Source organism: Bacteroides sp. A1C1, assembly GCF_004328515.1.
Lineage (GTDB): Bacteria > Bacteroidota > Bacteroidia > Bacteroidales > Bacteroidaceae > Bacteroides > Bacteroides uniformis.
The window spans coordinates 2,607,632-2,626,935 of the sequence record NZ_CP036491.1; the positions used below are offsets into that span (position 1 = coordinate 2,607,632).

The 19,304-nt window shown below is 44.6% G+C and carries 10 protein-coding genes and 1 pseudogene; 6 read left to right on the forward strand and 5 right to left on the reverse strand.

Annotated features, from left to right (window positions below; genetic code table 11):
• Positions 1-169: 169 nt before the first annotated feature.
• From EYA81_RS19935 to EYA81_RS10425, 5 genes and pseudogenes are all read left to right on the forward strand, one after another.
• Positions 170-3,506: pseudogene (locus EYA81_RS19935) on the forward strand (hypothetical protein).
• Positions 3,507-3,596: 90 nt separating this feature from the next.
• The gene (locus EYA81_RS10405; RefSeq protein WP_131225709.1) at positions 3,597-3,938 is read left to right on the forward strand and encodes a hypothetical protein; all 342 of its coding nucleotides are present in this window, start codon (positions 3,597-3,599) and stop codon (positions 3,936-3,938) included.
• A 164-nt stretch (positions 3,939-4,102) separates the two neighbouring features.
• Positions 4,103-5,230 (forward strand): ATP-binding protein, encoded by a 1,128-nt coding sequence (locus EYA81_RS10410; protein WP_131225710.1) that lies wholly within the window; start codon positions 4,103-4,105, stop codon positions 5,228-5,230.
• Positions 5,231-5,306: 76 nt separating this feature from the next.
• On the forward strand, positions 5,307-6,260 hold the full coding sequence (locus EYA81_RS10415; RefSeq protein ID WP_131225711.1) for a site-specific integrase: 954 nt from the start codon (positions 5,307-5,309) through the stop codon (positions 6,258-6,260).
• Positions 6,261-6,560: 300 nt separating this feature from the next.
• Positions 6,561-9,317, forward strand: a complete 2,757-nt coding sequence (locus EYA81_RS10425; RefSeq protein WP_242672378.1) for a hypothetical protein — start codon at positions 6,561-6,563, stop codon at positions 9,315-9,317.
• 217 nt (positions 9,318-9,534) lie between these two features.
• Here EYA81_RS10425 and EYA81_RS10430 read toward each other — a convergent pair whose 3' ends face one another.
• Together EYA81_RS10430 and EYA81_RS19225 are read right to left on the reverse strand one after the other, a co-directional pair.
• Positions 9,535-10,158: an HU family DNA-binding protein gene (locus EYA81_RS10430; protein ID WP_131225713.1), complete on the reverse strand. Its 624-nt coding sequence runs from the start codon at positions 10,156-10,158 to the stop codon at positions 9,535-9,537.
• Positions 10,159-10,161: 3 nt separating this feature from the next.
• Entirely contained in the window at positions 10,162-10,308 is a 147-nt protein-coding gene (locus EYA81_RS19225; RefSeq protein ID WP_165491377.1) for a hypothetical protein, read from the reverse strand.
• 250 nt (positions 10,309-10,558) lie between these two features.
• Between EYA81_RS19225 and EYA81_RS10435 the strand changes: the two genes are divergently transcribed.
• A complete protein-coding gene (locus EYA81_RS10435; RefSeq protein ID WP_120173093.1) occupies positions 10,559-12,649 on the forward strand; it encodes a BT4734/BF3469 family protein in 2,091 nt (696 codons plus the stop codon).
• Here the strand turns inward: EYA81_RS10435 and EYA81_RS10440 are convergent.
• From EYA81_RS10440 to EYA81_RS10450, 3 genes are all read right to left on the reverse strand, one after another.
• Positions 12,646-13,107 (reverse strand): low molecular weight protein-tyrosine-phosphatase, encoded by a 462-nt coding sequence (locus EYA81_RS10440; protein WP_005825832.1) that lies wholly within the window; start codon positions 13,105-13,107, stop codon positions 12,646-12,648. The two genes, EYA81_RS10435 and EYA81_RS10440, sit on opposite strands and share 4 nt — an antisense overlap.
• 21 nt (positions 13,108-13,128) lie before the next feature.
• Complete coding sequence (gene priA / locus EYA81_RS10445) at positions 13,129-15,594, reverse strand: primosomal protein N' (protein WP_117600986.1); 2,466 nt, start codon at positions 15,592-15,594, stop codon at positions 13,129-13,131.
• A gap of 462 nt (positions 15,595-16,056) precedes the next feature.
• Positions 16,057-19,086 carry a cell surface protein gene (locus EYA81_RS10450; protein ID WP_131225714.1) on the reverse strand — a complete coding sequence of 1,010 codons (3,030 nt, stop codon included), beginning with the start codon at positions 19,084-19,086 and terminating at the stop codon, positions 16,057-16,059.
• Positions 19,087-19,304: the final 218 nt, after the last annotated feature.

Consider the following 19,304-nt stretch of genomic DNA (forward strand, 5'->3'; position numbering starts at 1 on the left):
TAACGAAATTAACAAGATTTCATTACCTGCGAAGTAACGGAAAATTTTAACAAAAAAAATAAGAGAAAGTAATACCAAATATGCGAGATTATTCACTTTTTATTTTTTAAAATTTATAAATTTAAAGTTTTCAATTATAAACATAAGTATGTTCTTGTTCAGTGTCTTAATGGCCGGTACTGCAGGAACTTTCACGTCTTGTAAGGACTATGATGACGACATCAAGGACTTGCAGGGACAATTGGATAAGAAAGCTTCACTTGATGAATTGAACTCTAAATAAGTACTTTGGAGACTTCTATCGCTGAAGCCAAAACTGAACTTCTAATGTTAAAACAGCAGCACAAGAAGCATTGGACAAAGCAGGACAAGGTGGGGCTTCTTCTGAGGACGTTGCAGCCTTGAAGTAAGCTTTAGAGGATGCAAATACAGCTCTACAGAAACAAATCACAAGCTGGCTTCTCTGGATGCTGTAGACAAAAATATTGCAGATCTGAAGACGGAATTACAGAAAGATTTCATCTCCGATGCAGATTTGAAGGAACTCGCAACTAAGGTTGAAAAATTGAGCGTAGAAGTGATGACCTTGATTGGTCATCGTTTGACAAGTCTCACATTGATTCCGACTACATACATCAATGGTATTCCTTCTATTGAATTACTGTCATTGCAGTATACTCCGCAGGTTTATACTGCTGTAACAGGCCATCAAGACAATGCGAACCCGAGAGATCACGGGCAACTTCGCCCTGTTTTGGACCACAAACCAGTAGCTAATGCCAAATCCCTTAATATCTCTACAGAAAAGAACAAGGTTAGCTACAAAATGAGTCCAAGCATCGGTGTATTGAAAGATGATATTAAACTCTCGCAGTTCGAAGGCATCAAATCTCAGAATGTAACCAAGTCTACTCCTGAAGTCTTGGAGAATGCACTTATCGAAGTAGTAGATTATAGTGTAGATGGTGGCATTTTGACTATACAATACAAGCATTAGACGTTTTACCTATCTCCCTACGCAAGTGTAGATGGTGGCATTTTGACTATACAATACAAGGAGAACAAGGGATATCTGAATGAAAAAATCAGTACATATGGCTCTGCACATGGAGAAGGTAAGCTTGAAACATTCTGGATGGCTTCTCTGCCCCCCCTATTGCTGACAAGAATCTGACAGATGAAGAAGAAAAGGCCGGTAAAGAAGTGTATGTAAGTTCTGAATACAGCCGTATCGAAGAATCTATAGTATTCCCTTATTTGGCTAACAAGCATATTGACTTCTCAAAAATATCTGGCAATTTTGCTGACGAAGAACAAAATGGCAAATATGTTCACTATCATGACTCTATTTGCTTGTACAAATCAGGAAATGAAGAGCTGGTAGACGTTAAGCAAGCATATGACGAACCGCTTGATTTGAGAACACTGGTAACAGTATGCTATACTTATGCAGAAGACGAACATGGTAGCCACAAGGAATTGAGCAACTACCCCGACTATGGTCTGGAGTTCCGTTTTGCTTTGGCAAAAGCCAAGTATCTGCAGGGTGACCGGAAGACAGACGAACAAGAATTCGGCCGTATCTTGTCTGATGGTTATACTCTGAAGCCTGAAGTTTATGACGTAGAGTTGGGAGACAACGAATATTCCAAAACTTCTATCGGTCGTGAGCCTATCATTCGCGCTGAGTTATGGGATAAGAACAATGGTAACATGATTGCAGTTCGCTACATTAAGATCTGTTGGACTGGTGAAAAGGATCAGACTATTGCTGCTATCACATTCCCGAACGACACTGTAACTTGTCATGACATGTTCCAGCAGCTGTTCTCTAAGGAAATGAACGAGAAGATCTATCATATGGTTAAGTTCGATAGTGGACAGAGTATGAGTAAAACTCAGTTCCATAACATCTACAAGGACATCGAAATCCTTGAACTTAGAAAAGATGGTAAGAAGATTGACCTCAGCACATTGGCAGAGTCTACAGATGCTTTGAATGACTGGGAAGAAGGAGCAAATAAAGTTGGTAAAGACGGCGGTGAACTCATCAATAATAACAAAGAACTTGTATTCGGTTTCTTACAGGATGCTGAGGACAATACTTCTTTCAACTTGGTTTGGCTATGAATCCGAAGACTGTTGGTACATTGGCTTACAATGCTGCAAACAAGACTTATGCTTCTACATTTGAAATTGATGTTAAGTACGTTGACGGAACTGGTTTGAATGATGACATCAAGCAGACAATTGTTGTTCCTGCACAGAAGTTTGCATACCAAGGTACTTTCTGGAAGAATGGTAAGGGTGAAGGTGTCTTCAATGTGAATCCGATTGTTTACACTACTGCAAATGACGGTGGAACACAGAAAGACCCGCATGTATATCCGGGTACTCCAGACGGTTGTGAGCTTAAAGACTATAGCCACATCGAAGCTGACTTGGTTAATGGCTTTGTATATAAACCGACCAAAGAAAAACCAGCCAACTTGGCCCAATTCATCCAGTATATTCGTGAGTGTGCAGAGGTTAAGTTTATCTTTGACGAAACACGTATGAAAGACCTGACTACTTATCCGCATTTGAAAGACTTTGTCACAAGCGATGACCAAACCCAATTGTGGTATAAGACTAAAGGTACAGCAAAAGACGAAGTTGTAGGTGACAACAGCAACATCGGTAGAACGGATGCAGGAATTAATGATTATATACAATCTAACGATTTGGCTGCCACTATCAATAACCTGATGGGTGCTGATGCTACAGAAAACAAAAAGAACTTGCCTTGGAATTATGATGAAAAATTAGGTAATAGCGTAAATGAATGCTCCAGTATCATCCGTCTCCACGAAAAAGATGACTTGAACGGTACTGATGCCGCCCTCAAGTTGATTGGCAAGGAAGTTCCTGTACAGCTAGTTGTTGCATACAATGACTTCAATGTTATTCCAGTTCAAGAATTTGAGGTACACTTCATCAACCCGTTGACTATTGACGGTTCTATCAGCGACAACTTCGTTGATGCTGAAATTGACGGTAGCTTCTTGAGCGTTGCCAAGAACTTCACATTCACTGACTGGAATAATAAGCCGGTAGCTGCTGCTGTAGCTGACAAGGCCACTGGTGATGAAGTTTATGCACATGCTTTGTATGACTACTATGCTGTGCGTGAAGTTAAGTTCTTGACTGATAAGACCACTACCAGCTTGGCTTGGAATGCTGCAACCAGCACTTATGAGCATAAGGAGGGTACTACTGACGGTAAGTTGCCGACCAATGCTTCATTGAAGATGATGAACTGGGATGAGACAAAAGCTAAGTCTACTGCTACAGAAGCTAAAGCTGACCCGACTCACTTGGCATACTTCAACAACCATGGTACTCCGGTTAACGTTGACTACAACATGTTCCTGACTGTAAATGTCAACTACAAGTGGGGTGTATTGAGCAAGGATAACCTGAAAGTCATCGTTAAGAAGGCTGCCGGTACACCGAGTGCCAAATAATTAAAAAGAGATTCTTGATATAATTTAATAAAAGGGACGTCCTCTTGCAGGACGTCCTTTTTTTCAATCTTTCATTTATAAATATCAGATATGAAGAAAATACTATTCATTTTGACCGTGTCAGTTTCACTCATCTGCTTTTCTTCATGTAAGAAGTCAGCAGCTACACATCCTTTTCCAGGCAAATTCATCACTGAAACCGGTATCCAATTCAACCTTCGATCCGACTCCACCACCTTGATTCAATATGATGATTCCAGCTCTTACGAGAGTACATGGAGAGCCTATAATCAAGGAGACACACTAAAGTATGCCACTATTGAGTTTGCCGGTTACTTTAACTATTATTATCTGCGTAATGGTAAACTCTATCGCAATGAACATAATATGATACGTCAAGTTCTTGGTGAAGAAATTGAATATCAAGATTAAAACAGAAAATAGCTATTGCTATTCCTCTATTCTTTGGATGAGGAAAAGAATAGCCATTTCATATGATAGTTAACCACACACTTCTATTAATAATCATTTTATGATTATCATCTAATGATTATTGTGATATTTTCTATATATTTGCGTGTAAACTCAATAATCATATGAAAAATCCATTTGTTACGAACGGCTATGTGTCACCAGAATATTTCTGTGACAGAGAGAAAGAAACGACTAAAATCGTCTCACTTTTGACGAATGAGAATAACATAGCCTTGATTTCCCCACGCAGATTAGGCAAAACAGACTTGTTGCGGCATTGTTTTGGACAGCCGGAAATCAAGGAGCATTATCACACTTTTATCATCGACATCTATGCCACAAGCTCTGTACGCGATTTTGTGAATGTTTTCGGCAAGGCTGTACTGGATGAATTACGTCCAAAAGGTAAATCCGTATGGAGTACCTTCCTGAATGTCCTGGCCTCTCTTCGCTCCGAAATAACATTCGACATGAATGGGCAGCCTACGTGGGGAATCGGTCTGGGAGCTATAACCAATCCCTCTGCAACATTGGATGAGATATTCTCCTATCTGAACAATGCCGGAAAACCATGCCTAATCGCCATCGATGAATTCCAGCAAATAACCAAATATGCAGACGATCCCAACATAGAAGCGGCATTACGGACACATATACAACGCTGTTCCAATGCCCACTTTGTCTTCTCCGGGTCCCATAGGCATCTGATGGGGGCAATGTTTACTTCTCCGACACGTCCATTCTATCAATCAGTTACATTGATAAACCTGCCTCCCATTTCTGTTGATAAATACGCGGAGTTCTGCCTTAAGCACTTTGAGCGGGCAAGCAAACTCTTAGATACATTGGTAATAACAGAGTTATATGAACGCTTCAATGGTATAACTTCGTATATGCAGAAGGTTATGAACATTTTATTTTCCATGACCGGAACTGGAGAAATATGTATTCCCTCAATGATAGATACTGCCATTAACGACCTTCTAGACTTTTCTGCCGACACCTATGATGCCTTATTATATCAGATGCCCGAAAAGCAGCGTATTGTATTTATGGCAATAGCAGCAGAGGGAAAAGCTAAGGCTATCTCAAGTGGTGGCTTTGTACGTAAATACAAGTTGCAATCTGCAAGTTCTGTCTCTTCAGCTGTAAAAGGACTGCTAGAAAAAGACTTTATTACGTATGATAAAGGTATTTACCAGGTATATGATCAGTTCTTCCAACTTTGGTTGCAAAGGAACAAGCTTTAATGGTTTCTTTCTTGAATCTTATATTCATTCAATTTATTTGTAATTGCAGGGCAAACCATTTATAAATAATTTAGAAATGAGCAGAAATGAAATTACCTTACAAGAGATGTTCTCCTCAGTCATCGGGGAACTCCGGGAAAGCAGCAGGTGGGGGACGGCACACATCTACCAGTCAACGGTGAATGCATTCTCGGCATTCACCAAATGGCAACCGATGTCCATGTGCAAACTGAGCCCGACCGTACTGAAGAGATTCGAAAACTTCCTCAGGCAGAGGAATTGTAGTTGGAATACGGTATCCACCTATATTAAAGCAATACGTTCGGTTTACAACCAGGCGGTGGACAGAAAGCTGGTGCGATATGTACCCAGGCTGTTTGAGCATGTGTATACCGGCACACGGGCAGATAGGAAAAAGGCGCTCGAAGCTTTTGACATAGGCTCTTTGGTGCGAGAGACGGAGATGAGCCTGCAGACCGATAATTCTCCCAACACCCGACAGAAAACAAAAATTTTCTTTGTATTGATGTTTATGCTAAGAGGGATTCCTTTTGTGGACCTCGCCTATTTGCATAAGAGGGATTTACAAGGAAACACTTTGTCTTATAGGCGCAGGAAGACGGGACGGGCACTAACCGTGTCACTCACACCCGAAGCCATGCAGATGGTCAGGATGGTGGCGGACAGGAACCCCGACTCCCCCTATCTGTTTCCCATCCTGCAGAGCGAGGAAGGTACGGAAACCGCATACCGGGAATACCAGTCGGCACTCAGGGCATTCAACCAGCGTTTGGCAGTGCTCAGGCAGTGTCTGGGAATGCAGTCGGCACTCAGTAGTTATGCCGCGAGACATACTTGGGCCACCATGGCTTACCACTGCGAGATACATCCCGGAATCATATCAGAAGCCATGGGGCACTCCTCCATCACAGTGACGGAAACCTATCTGAAGCCTTTCAGCAACAGAAAAATTGACGAGGCCAATCAAAGGGTAATTTCTTTTGTAAGAAGTGGAGTGTGTACGGTGTAAAAGACGTTACTTCTTTTGATAGGATAGAATAGATTTGTCGCACATTTTCCGGAATCTTCAAACAGAGTTTTGAGGAACGGAATGATGTTGTCTTTACGGAGCTCACATCGGTTCTATCAATATGCTGTTATTCAACCTTTTGAGCTGAAAATACACACTTCCATTTTTTGAAGGCCTCATTTCATTACTTTCCCATTGTCACTTTTCTGGACTTCTAATCCTCTTTCCAATATCCCAACGAACAGATTTTTACTATTCCAAACAAAACCGGTCTATTTTCTCCTTATTCCCTGATTATTAATGAAATTAACAAGATTTCATTACCTGCGAAGTAACGGAAAAAATCATGTAATCAACAGCTATGTGAAAGGGAATGAAAATGAGAGATTATTCACTTTTTTATTTTTTAAATTTATAAATTTAAAGTTTTCAATTATGAACAAGAAGTTTCTAAGTGTGATCCTGTTCAGTGCCTTAATGGTTGGTACTGCAGGAACTTTCACGTCTTGTAAGGACTATGATGATGACATTGATCAGATCAACAATGAGTTGACTGGTATCAAGGCTTCAATCAGCGACTTACAGGCAAAAGTGGGCGATGGTAAGTTTGTTACCAACGTTGTGAAAAATGGCGATGGTATTACAATCACTTGGAGTGATAATACTACTAGCACCATTGGAACCATTAAAGGCGATAAAGGGGATAAGGGTGATGCTGCTACAATCACCATCGATCCAGTTACTAAAAATTTCATCATCAACAACGAAGATACCGGTATTTGCTCTGAAGGTAAGAATGGAGTAAACGGCATCAATGCTAAAGCTCCTTCTATCAGTAAGGAAACCGGTAATTGGGTGACTTACGAATGGGATGCTGAAAAGAATGACTATGTCGGCACTGATACTGGCATTTCTGCCATGGGAGCAAGTACTTATGTCGTAGATAAGACCAGCTATTGGGAACTGCACGTTGCAACAAGTGAAAATGGTGAAGGCGAACCTGCTGTCATCAAATTACCCAAAGCCGCATCTATTACAAGCTTGAAAGCGGTTTCTATTAATGACGGTAAGATTGAAGCTGCTAATGTTACAATGAGCTATGGTAAGGCATTGGGTGCTGATGTGAAATTTAATAATGTAACATATAAGAAAGACGCTATTTTGCTTTCACAGACTAGTACATTAAGTGCTATTGTAAATCCTCAGGATGCCGATGCCACTAAATATGCTTATGTTTTGTCCGATTCAAAAGGTAATATGCCTTTCAAGGTGACTAATCCGGTAGCTAACATGACTGAAGATGCATTGACTCGTGCAGCTTCAGTGAACAAGGGTGTATTCGATATGACTGTAGAGTATCTTTCTACAACAAATTGTGGTAAATCTGCAGGAACTTATGCTTTAACGACTGAAACTGCCGATGGTTTGGTCGCTTCCACATATGATGTAAAAGTGACAGAAACGGCTGTTAGTGCAATTTCTGTAACTAGCCTGAAAGCTCTTTCTGTTGACATCAATAAGGAACTTGATTTAATCGGATGCTTCAAAAATACTGCTGTTGCTACTGTTGATGGTACTGCTGTTGCCGATTTGACTCCTTATATCGTTGATTACTATTTTGAAATTGCCGATAAGACTGCTGCAGCAAATCTTGGTGCAACTATATCTGGAAATACGATTAAGGCTGAAAAGGCTGGTAGTCTTAATATTAAAGTAAATTATCTGTTAGTAAATGGAACTGTTGCAGAAGCTGCAACTGCCAAGACTATTACAGTAACCTTTAAATATGTTGCTCCTTCAACAACTTTAGGTGATGTAGAATGGACAGTAAATAAAACTAATGCTGATTTCTTCTTGCCATTGGGTGATATTCAAGCAGCTTTGGCTGGTTCAACTGACACTGACCTGCCTTCTGTTGCAAAGGTTGGAAGCATTACTTGGGCAGACGGCAAGGCTCTTACTGAAAAGACAATCACAGTAAACGGTGTGAAATATGGTAAGGATGGAACTGCATTCGATGAAAGCTGGATTACAACAATTGATGCAAGCACTCTTTATGTTAAAAACAGTGCAGGTCAATATGTTTCAGCGGCTGGCTCTAAGATTCAGACCCCGTTGTACATTAAGTTCAGTTTCGATTACACTAAAGCATTCCCAGCGGAAGAAAGCTATCAAATTGTATTGGGCTTGAAGAAGAAGGGAGCCACAGTAAACGCCTTTGAAATTCCTGTTAAGGTTACTATCAAGTCTCCGGCTGAGTCAGCTGTAACTCCGTTCAGCAGACTGTCTGCTTACTTCGTTGGTGACAACGCTGTAGCTTACGGTTCAGCAGATGGTACAGATGTTACTTATAACTTGTTCAAGCTGTACAAAGACATGGGTGCTGAAAAGACCAATGTAGCGTTTACTGAAACGCTTCACGAAATTGATGGACACACTTGTACACCATGGATTACAACAACCGGTGTTGCGGGTGATATCAGCGTTAAGGTATACGACAATGCTCAGAATGCAGACAACAGAGACAATGTTTACTCAACTCGTGAAATCCAGGCTGCTTACACTGTATTCGGCAACGTTCACATCGCTAAGATTGTAGATAAATTCAACTTGACAGTTAAGTCTGAAATCAAGGAAGGTGCCTTGGAAGCTACTGCAGCTGCAAATGCTTCTGGCAATGGTGTTAGTCCTATCAAGGTTAGCTTGAAGAACATCACTGCTAAGGATGTTTACGGAGAGGCTTATAACTTGACTCAGATGTATAAGAAATCAGGTGCTAATTATGTAGCGGATACAACTGAGCCTATGGATAGTAGAATCCAAAGCGTGAGAGTTGTTTTGGCTGATGACAATGCCAAAGAATATCTGGCTATTGAAGACCATAGTGGAAGTCAGTTTGCTCCGACTGAGACTGATGCTTACTCTTACTTCTCAGTAGTGAAGAAGAGCGCAGAAACTGCATTGCAGAACGATGTTCCATGTAAGGTTTCTCTCGTTGTACTTGATAAGTGGGGTGCTACCACAACCACTACTGTAACAATTACTTTGAAGAAGTAAGATATATAGTACATAGATAGACTTGAGGGTATTCCGATAAAACGGAATGCCCTCTTTTTTTCTCCAAAAATTTATTTTCCATCACTTTGCTTCCACACTTCCACCCACCTCCTGCATCCCCCTATCCATCGGCATTTGAGCTGCTGTGGAAGCAACAAAAAAAGGTGGAAGCAAATTTTGCTTCCACCTACTCAAAACGCTATAGTTTTACCGTAACCTACTCGTCTCTACCATAATACCCCGTGCAAGGTAGATAAATCGGTTGGTTCAGTTTTCCTGCATTCTCGAGTTTGCCTTCGCTGCGAAGCAGGCGAATATGAAGCTGTGCCGTAGAGCGCATCATTCCGCAGAGGCTCTGAAAATCACTGCGCGTAAGGAACTGATGCGTAGAGAAGTAGCTCGTCAGCCGCCTGTCAATCTCCTTGTCACTCAGTTTTTGGGAATGCTCATTCAGCCCCAGTGGTTTAGCTTTGATAGCGCCTATCTCATTCTTCAGTACCTGGTCGGCACGAAACTTGATGCCCTTCAGCTTAATCTTGGTGGTTTTACGTTTGGTCGCAGCGGTCACCGGCTCCGTGCTAGTCAGTACGGGATGGAAATAGCCGATACCGTCCAGATGCACCTGCCGCCCCTCGGCAAGGTCTTCCCCCATGACGTGCGACAAGGCATCCAGCACCGCCGAAACATCAGTCTTCGTCAACGAACAGCGTTCCTGAATCCGACGTCTCAGTTCGGCAGTACTGGTAGAGCCGTTCAAGCGGATGCGCGGATGAAGTATCTTTTCTTCCCGCTGTTTGTCTTTAGGTTCCGGGAGCTCATACCAATCGAATAAAATTGCCATAGTTCAATGTCTTTTAAGTTGTTGTACAATACGTTCGCGCCCTATGCGGAATAGGTGCGGGTTACGTACTTCATCCGTAAAAGCTTTGGGGATAGAAACGCCTAACGACCATGAACAGCTCTGCTTACGGTCGTCAAGCGATTGCTTCATGGCCGTAAGCAGAGCTGTTCATGGTCGTTAGGCGTCATCTATTCCCTATACAAAAGTAGACAAACAAAGGGAGAAAAACAAAGGAATGCCTATGTTTTAAAAAAGAAATCCAAAGGTTTCCGATACCACGCTGTATAGTTTGTGGAAGCAGGGATTTATTTAATAATTATTCTACTGAATACTTGTTTTCCGCCTTCTGATATCGTATCTTTACGAGAATTATATTTACTTAAACAAGCTGACAAACAGAATGAAAATTACCTTGATTAGAGCAGAAAAAGAGAGCGGAAAGGAAGCCCTCAGCACCCTGGAAGCGGATGCACTGATTAAAAAACTGAAAACCGAAACCAAAGCCGGACATGTATCGACCCTCCGGGCCATCCTTCCTCAACTGGAGGGTACTTGCGCCCAATACGAACATATAGACAAACTGCCACGCATCTACCCTGCCGTGGAATATAGCCGTACGCAAGAGGGAGAACGGCAGATGAAGAACTATAACGGACTCGTACAACTGGAAGTAAACCGTCTGTCGGGCATTGCCGAAGCGGAATATGTAAAGCGACAAGCCGCCCTGCTGCCACAGACCTTTGCCGCTTTCTGCGGTTCCAGCGGACGGAGTGCCAAGATATGGGTATTGTTTGCCCTGCCCGACGGCACAACGCCGAAGCGGGAGAGCGATGCCGCCTTGTTTCATGCCCACGCCTACCGTATGGCGGTGAAGTGCTACCAGCCCTTACTGCCGTTTGCCATTACATTGAAAGAACCTTCCCTTACACAGAGTTGCCGCATGACTCTGGATGGATATCCTTACTACAATCCTGCCGCTGTGCCTTTCTGCTTGGAACAACCCCTCGGCATGCCCGAGGAAGAGAACTTCCGGCAACGAAAACTCGCAGAAAAGAACCCGCTGTTGCGGCTGCATCCGGACAGTAAAGCCTCGGACACCTTCGCCATACTCTTCGAATCGGCCCTTGACCGTGCATTTCGCGAATTGGACGGCTGGAAACGGGAGGGGGATTTACGGATACTGCTGGTGCCTCTGGCCGAACATTGTTTCAAGGCAGGCATCCCCGAAGAGGAAGTAGTCCGCCAGACATTGATGCACTATTACCGGGAAGCGGATGAATTCATTGTTCGTCAAACGATTCATAACCTATATCAAGAGCTTAAAGGCTTCGGGAAAAAGAGCAGTCTGACGCAAGAGCAGGAGAGCGTTTTCCGGCTGGAAGAGTTTATGGGCCGCCGGTATGAGTTCCGCTACAACACCGTTCTGGATGATTTGGAATACCGTCAGCGCGACTCCGTCCATTTCTATTTCAAGCCTGCTGACCAGCGTGCCCGCAGTACGGTCTCCATGAATGCCCTGAAGGAGGGTATCCGCGTATGGGACCGCGACATCAACCGTTTCCTTACTTCAGACCATGTGCCACTCTATAATCCCGTCGAAGAATACCTTTACGATACCGGCCGCTGGGACGGGAAAGACCGCATCCGGGCGTTGGCCGACCTCGTCCCGTGCCACAATCCTCATTGGCGGGAGTTGTTCTACCGCTGGTTCCTAGGCATGGTGGCACACTGGCGTGGAATGGACCGGCAACACGGAAACAATACTTCTCCTCTGCTTGTCGGTTCCCAAGGGTTCCGGAAATCCACCTTTTGCCGCATTTTGCTGCCACCGGAGCTGCGTTTCGGCTATACGGACAGCATTGACTTCAAGAGCAGGCAGGAAGCGGAACGCAGCCTGGGATGCTTTCTGCTCGTCAACATCGACGAGTTCGACCAAATCAACATCAACCAGCAGGGCTTTCTGAAGCATCTGCTGCAGAAACCGGTTGCCAACCTGCGCAAACCCTACGGCAGCACCATCCGGGAGATACGGCGGTATGCCTCCTTCATCGGCACCAGCAACCAGAAGGACTTGTTGTCAGACCCCAGTGGCAGCCGCCGTTTCATCTGCATTGAGGTCACCGGCCCCATTGATACGAATGTCACCATCAACTACCGCCAGCTCTATGCACAAGCTCTGAATGCCGTAGCCAAAGGTGAGCGCTACTGGCTGGATGATGCCGATGAAGCCATCTTGAAGCGGACGAACCGGGAATTTGAACAGCTCACCCCACTGGAACAACTCTTCCACAGCCATTTCCGCGCGGCAGAAGAGGATGAGGAGGGGCAATGGATGATGCCCATGCAGATTCTTTCCGCCTTGCAGACAAAGACGCGGGACCGTCTGGCAATCAACAAGGTTGCCGTATTCGGGCGGACGCTCAAGAAGCTTGAAATACCGAACAAGAAGTCACGGCAGGGGACACTGTATCATGTAATGCCGCTGGATTAAATGCTCTGCAGTAACCCGGCACAAGCATCCTCCAGAATGTCCAGCACATACTCAAAACCTTCGGAACCGCCGTAGTAGGGGTCCGGTACATGGTCGGCATGGGTAAACTTTGTACAGTATTCCGTCATGCGGTGTATCTTGCTCCATTCGGCGGTTGAAGGGGCGCGGTCTTTCAGGTCGTCGATGTTGCGGTCGTCCATACCGATAATCAGGTCAAAGTTGTAAAAATCCTCGGTACGTACGGGGCGCGAAAGATGCGTCAGATTGTATCCACGGCGGGCAGCATGGGCACGCATCCGGCTGTCCGGCAGTTCGCCCTGGTGATAAGACAGAATGCCTGCAGAATCGATTAAAAACTCATCCGCACGTCCGGCTTCTTCTACCAGATGCTTCATGACTCCCTCTGCCGAGGAGGAACGGCAAATGTTGCCAAGGCAAACGAAAAGTATCTTCTTCATATTTCTATAGTTACGAGTTATTTACATCGGGTCTACATCATAATACACTATCAGCGACTTGAAGCGGTCTTCCGCTACCATCTCCTTTTGCACCTGGACGAGCAGTTCGCGGGCACGGGCCATCGGGGCATTGGTTTCTATCTTCAAGACAATCTTTCGGATGAACAGGGTCTGTACGCGTGCTACGGGCGGCTTGTCCGGTCCCAGTACCCGGTTGCCAAAGACGGTGCGGAGCTTGGCGGCCATAGTCTGTGCCATGAGGTCGAGCAGGGTCTCGTTCCGGTTCTTCAGGTAGACATACACCAGGCGGTAGTAGGGCGGGTAGTGGAACATCTGGCGTTCGGCAAGCTGCCCGCCTACCATGGCTTCGTAGTCGTTGGCAATGACTTGCGGGATGATGGGATGGTCGATGCTTTTGGTTTGTAGCACCACCCTGCCGCGCTTGTTCTTCCGTCCGGCGCGTCCGGCAACCTGCGCCATGAGCTGGAAGGCGCGCTCGTAGGCGCGGAAGTCGGGATAGTTCAGCATAGTGTCGGCATTGAGTATGCCCACAATGCTGACGTGGTCGAAGTCCAGACCCTTGGACACCATTTGTGTGCCTATCAGGATGTCCGTCTTGCCTTGCTGGAAATCGGAGATGATGCGCTCGTAAGCGGTACGGGTGCGGGTGGTGTCCAAGTCCATACGGGCTACTCGAGCGTCGGGGAAAAGGGCTTTGATGTCATCTTCTATTTTCTCCGTGCCGAAGCCGCGGTTGCGCAGGTCAGTGCCCTCGCAGGCGGGGCAGATGCGGGGCAGTTGGTAGGTGTAGCCACAGTAGTGGCAGGTCAGTTGGTTCAGCCCCTTGTGGTAGGTGAGGCTGACGTCGCAGTTCTTGCACTTGGGTACCCAGCCGCAGGTGTTGCACTCTATCATGGGGGCGAAGCCGCGGCGGTTCTGAAAGAGGATGACTTGTTCTTTCTGTTCCAGCGCTTCGCGGATGTATTGCAGGAGCAGTGGAGAGAACGGACCTTTCATCATCTTCTTGCGGTGCAGTTCCTTAATGTCTACGGGGATAATCTCCGGCAGTTGTATCTCTTTATAGCGTTCTTTCAGTTCCACGAGGCCATACTTACCGGATGTGGCATTGTGCCAAGTCTCTACAGAAGGGGTTGCCGTACCCAACAGAGTTTTGGCGCCGTACATGGAGGCGAGTACAATGGCTGCATTGCGAGCATGATAGCGAGGGGCGGGGTCTTGCTGCTTGTAGGTGTTTTCGTGCTCCTCGTCCACAATCACGAGACCGAGGTTGCGGAAAGGAAGGAAGACGGAGGAGCGGACGCCGAGAATAATGTCATAGTCTGCTTCCGACAGCTGCTTCTGCCAGATTTCCACCCGTTCGGCATCGGGGAACTTGGAGTGATAGATGCCCAGTCGGGAGCCGAATACGCGTTGCAGGCGCTCTGTGATTTGTGCAGTGAGAGCTATTTCGGGCAGGAGATAGAGCACTTGCTTTCCTTGCCGGATGGTTTCTTCTATCAGATGAATATAGACTTCGGTCTTGCCGCTTGCCGTGACGCCATGCAGCAGGCAGACGTTCTTGCTTTGAAAATTCTCTAAGATGGAGTGATAAGCGCGTTGCTGGTGCTCGTTCAGCGGGTTGACGGGGATGACTTCTTTGAGGAGTGTTTTGTCTATGCGGCCTATTTCCTGCTGGTAGACTTCGAATACACCACGGTCCACAAGACCGTTGAATACGGCAGGGGTGGCGGAGGTGCGTTGCAGCAGTTCGGCTTTGGAGACTTCTTTTATATCTCGTCCGCTGAGGTAGCCGGAGAGTTCCAGGTACTTCATCAGCAGGTCCAGTTGCTTGGGGGCACGGCGCTGCAACTCGTCGAAGAAGATGTGCAGGCGGTGTTCGTTGCGGGCGGCAGTGGTAAGGCGCACTCGGTTTTCGGTCTTAGGCTTATAGGTACGGCGCAATTCTTCCTTTACGAAGATGGCCTCTTTGTCGAGCAGTGACTTGATGACAGAAAGTATGTTCTTGATGCCGGTCTCTTTCTCCAGTTTCGTCACGCATTGCTCCGGGTCGGCAGAGAGCATATCCAGTATCTTCTGTTCCTTCTCCGGCAGGCGGACGTCGGACTCGAAATCGGGGTTGTACTCTACGATTGTTTCGCTTTCCAGCTTCAGGCCGGAGGGTAGGGCGGCTTTGTAGACGTCTCCTTGTGTGCAGAGGTAGTAGTCGGAGAGCCATTCCCAGAACTTGAACTGCCGCGGGAGCAGTATGGGGCGGGCATCCAGCAAGGCGGACACTTCCTTTACTTCGTATTCGGTGGGGGCACAATAGTGCACGTTGCGCACGATGGCTGTATAGTATTTCTTCCGTCCGAATGGCACTACCACCCGGCAACCGGTCTGCACTTCATCCGCCCACTCGTCGGGCAGGGAGTAGGTGAAGCAGCTGTGCAAAGGCAAAGGCAATATGACGTCGGCAAACTTTTTCATCGCGGGGACAAAGATAGTGGAAAGTGGAGGGAGAATGAAATGAACGGGGGCATTTTTTATGCTGAGGAGGGGGAGGAGGCTGTTGTGGATTTGGGATGAAGATAAGGGGGGATATGGGTATTGCAGATTTTATGGGTAGGATGGGTGTAGAAGTATGGGGAAACTGGTGCAAGTGTTTTATAAACTTTGTTCGATGTATTAAAATAAGAATGAGTTAGTTATGGTAAAACTATGGCGTCTTGAATAGGTGGAAGCAAATTTTGCTTCCACTTTTGGGAGTTACTTCCACAGCGGGGTAAATGCCGATGGACAGGGGGATGCAGGAGGTGGGTGGAAGTGTGGAAGCAAAGTAGGGAGAAAAAAGTAGGAGAAAACAATTTTGTTTTCTCCTACCCTCATAAAGTACGGAAGCTTATTTTTTCAGTTAGGCTTCTCTTTCATCAATTACTAAGAATGAAAAAATTATTTCTTAATAACGAAGTATGGATATTCCTCAGGATTTTCGTGTCCGAAGAAGTCTACCATTGTGAACTTCAAGGTTGCAATAACATCAGAAGTCGGTGGATTTTGTCCCAATCTTGAAACAAATACAAATTCTTGAGTAACCGCATCAAATGTTACAGTAAAGTATTCGTCATCCACATTGTTAGAAGCCAAGTGGCATTCTTTGATATTTGCAGCAACAAAAGTAGGCGTGTAATCTATATCACCTTTCTTGAACTTCAGAATATTAGCAAGAGCAATTCTTGTTTCAGAAGCGTTATAGATTAAGGATTCCTTAATTGGATTCTTCTTGTCATCAAAGTTCTTCCATTCAGAAGTGAAACCTTCACCACATACAAGTCTCAGTTTGAAGTTCTGGGCAGCCGGGGCTTTTACAGTGTAAGAGTAGTCTGCCGTTTCTGATGAAACATTGCTGTACTTATAGGATACGGTTACATCGTACATCTTTCCTTCTGGTTTATCTGCAAACAGAGCTGCTGCTTTATCCTTGTCATTGTTTACATCGAGACAGAATCCATATCTAGCAACATTTGCCTTATCAGAGTAGAATACAATCTGCTTTTCTGCGCAAGTGAATGTATAGTTGAAGTCGATGATTGCGTTGGTAGGATCAGAAACGCCATTGAATGCTGTACCCAGATTATGGATAGTAGTATTCCAGTTAGCTTCTGTTACTTCAACAACCTTTGCGCCTTCTTTGTCAAGTTGGTTGGCCTTAGCAGAGAATGCAGCAGGGAATTCTGGCATCTTCTTGGTTATTTCAATGGCAACTTTCTTAACTATTACATTCTTCTTACTATCGGTAAAGTTGAAATACATCTTATAAGTACCATTATCCTTGAACTTATTCAAATTACCCTTCAATGAAATAACTAACTTGCCTTCCTGGCTGTCGAAGTATTTGACGAAATTTTCATTGTCATTCGGATTATTCTCTATGTCAAATATCAAATTACCTTCCTCATATTCATTATATTTATCTTCAAACAGTTTCAGAAGTTCTTCGTCCAAATCAATCTCAACATCACGTTCGTAATCACCATCAGGAGCATTCCATACCGGTACGTAATCAGCCTTCAACGTAGTAGTCATAGCATCGATGTCGCCTACTGCTACATAGAATGCCTTACCGTCCGGGTCAACCAAAGAACCGTTATTATTTACTGCATATACGCGGAAACCGATAATGTCACCATCAGCCTTCTCTGCATTGATAGACATTTCAATCTTACGGTTTGTCGTAATTGTATTCAGTCCTTCGATATCTGCCTTATAAGAGTTCCATGCCGTGATTTCAGACGGAGCACTTTCTACGGCACGTTGCGCGTCAAGCACTACATAGAAACCATAGATACCACTGATATCCTCATCATTATAACTCAATTCTACGGTAAACTTTTCACCCACTTTTGTAGAGAAGAAAGATTTGCTAGAACCTTCTTTGTCACGGTTATCGCCACCCCTCCAAAGGTCTTGGTCTCTCCATGTGCCATATTTAATAGTAGCATCAATAGATACATAAGAGCCGTTTTCCTCTATACGGTTTCCGTTTCTATCAACATTCCATTTATAGTCATAGAACAGCTTTTTGCTTGCATCAGCAGTTAAAGTTCCATCTTCAGCATACTGGAAACGGTTACGCAGATCATTCACTTCCTTGTCGTTGACCTTGAAATTCAGTTCATACTGCGGTGTATATACAGAACCCAGTGTCAATTCATAACCGGTTGTCACACTACGTTCCACGTCGCCCGGTTTGTCTGTTACTGCTACTGCGTAGAGAATATCCTTCAGTTTCTTCACCGGTTCGTCTTCAGCGTTGCCGCTCTTATAGTCAAACTTTGCAGCTTTCAGCAAATTCTCTTCTGTATAGTTATCCTTGTTCAACTTGAATACGACTTTCCACAGACCATTAGAAGATACACCTCTGGTGGTTACTGTGCCTTTAAACTGCTCCACTTTCTCAACAGTCACCAGTTCATCTAGATTGCCCAGTGCAGAATTGACAAATGAAATCTGTCCTTCGGTCAAGGTGGCATTAGCCGGTGACACACGAATCAATACAGAGTCGCTGATGAATGCTCTTTCACCTTTTTTGAACTCCTTTTGATTAATGATTTCATAAGAATTTGCCTCTACTTCGTCGGAGCTGCCTTTACCAAACACACGGTCTTCTACAGCTTCAGCAGTACGCAAATCCATTATAGAAGGCTCACCTTCAATAATATTGTCAGTTTTGCTGCCGAATGAATAATTCAACAATTCTACATGAGTAACAGCTTTACTGAATGCAGCAGAAATCAAGTCTAATTTAGCGCCTACAACTTCTGTTACTTGTGCTGCAATTTTTGCAGCCATTTCTTCTGTCAGCTCGCCAGCTTGCAATTTTTCCAAATCAGCTTTTAAAGCAGCAATGGCAGCATCGTTGGTTCCTTTATATTCACCCAAAGCGGCAATTTGTGCTTCAATGGCAGCTTTGTTCTTACCAATCTGTTCTGCATTGGCAGCGACATCAGCTTTCAAGGTAGTGATGCTGCTCTGCAAAGCTACATCTGCTGCTGCCAATTTTTCCAATGTTGCTTCAGTAGTAGTTTTGAACTGTTCCAAAGTCTGGATTCTACCTGAAATTTCAGCCAGTTTTTCTTCTATTGCTGCTATACCGGCTTTGTCGGCCTCTTGCAACTCGGCTTTGACTTTTTCCAATTCAGCCTTTGCTACAGCAATAGCAGCTTCTTGTGCTGCAAGGGCAGCCTTTGAAGCCTCGTCTTTTGCAGCAGCGATTTCACTCTGCAAACCACTTTGTGCAGACTGCAAATTGCTGATTGAGCTCTCTACAGCAGTAATCTTGGCACTCAGACCATTTTGACCGTCGATTTGTTCCTGCAAGTTGTTGATGTCATCATCGTAGTCCTTACAAGACGTAAACGTTCCTGCAGTACCAACCATTAAGGCACTGAACAGGATCACACTTAGAAACTTCTTGTTCATAATTGAAAACTTTAAATTTATAAATTTAAAAAATAAAAAAGTGAATAATCTCTCATTTTATATTCCATTCCTATATCCGTTTTGTTATATGATTTTCCGTTACTTCGCAGGTAATGAAATCTTGTTAATTTCATTAATAATCAGGGAATAAGGAGGGAATAGGCTGATTTTGTTCAGAATAGTAAAAATCAGTCCGTTAGGATATTGGAAAGATAATA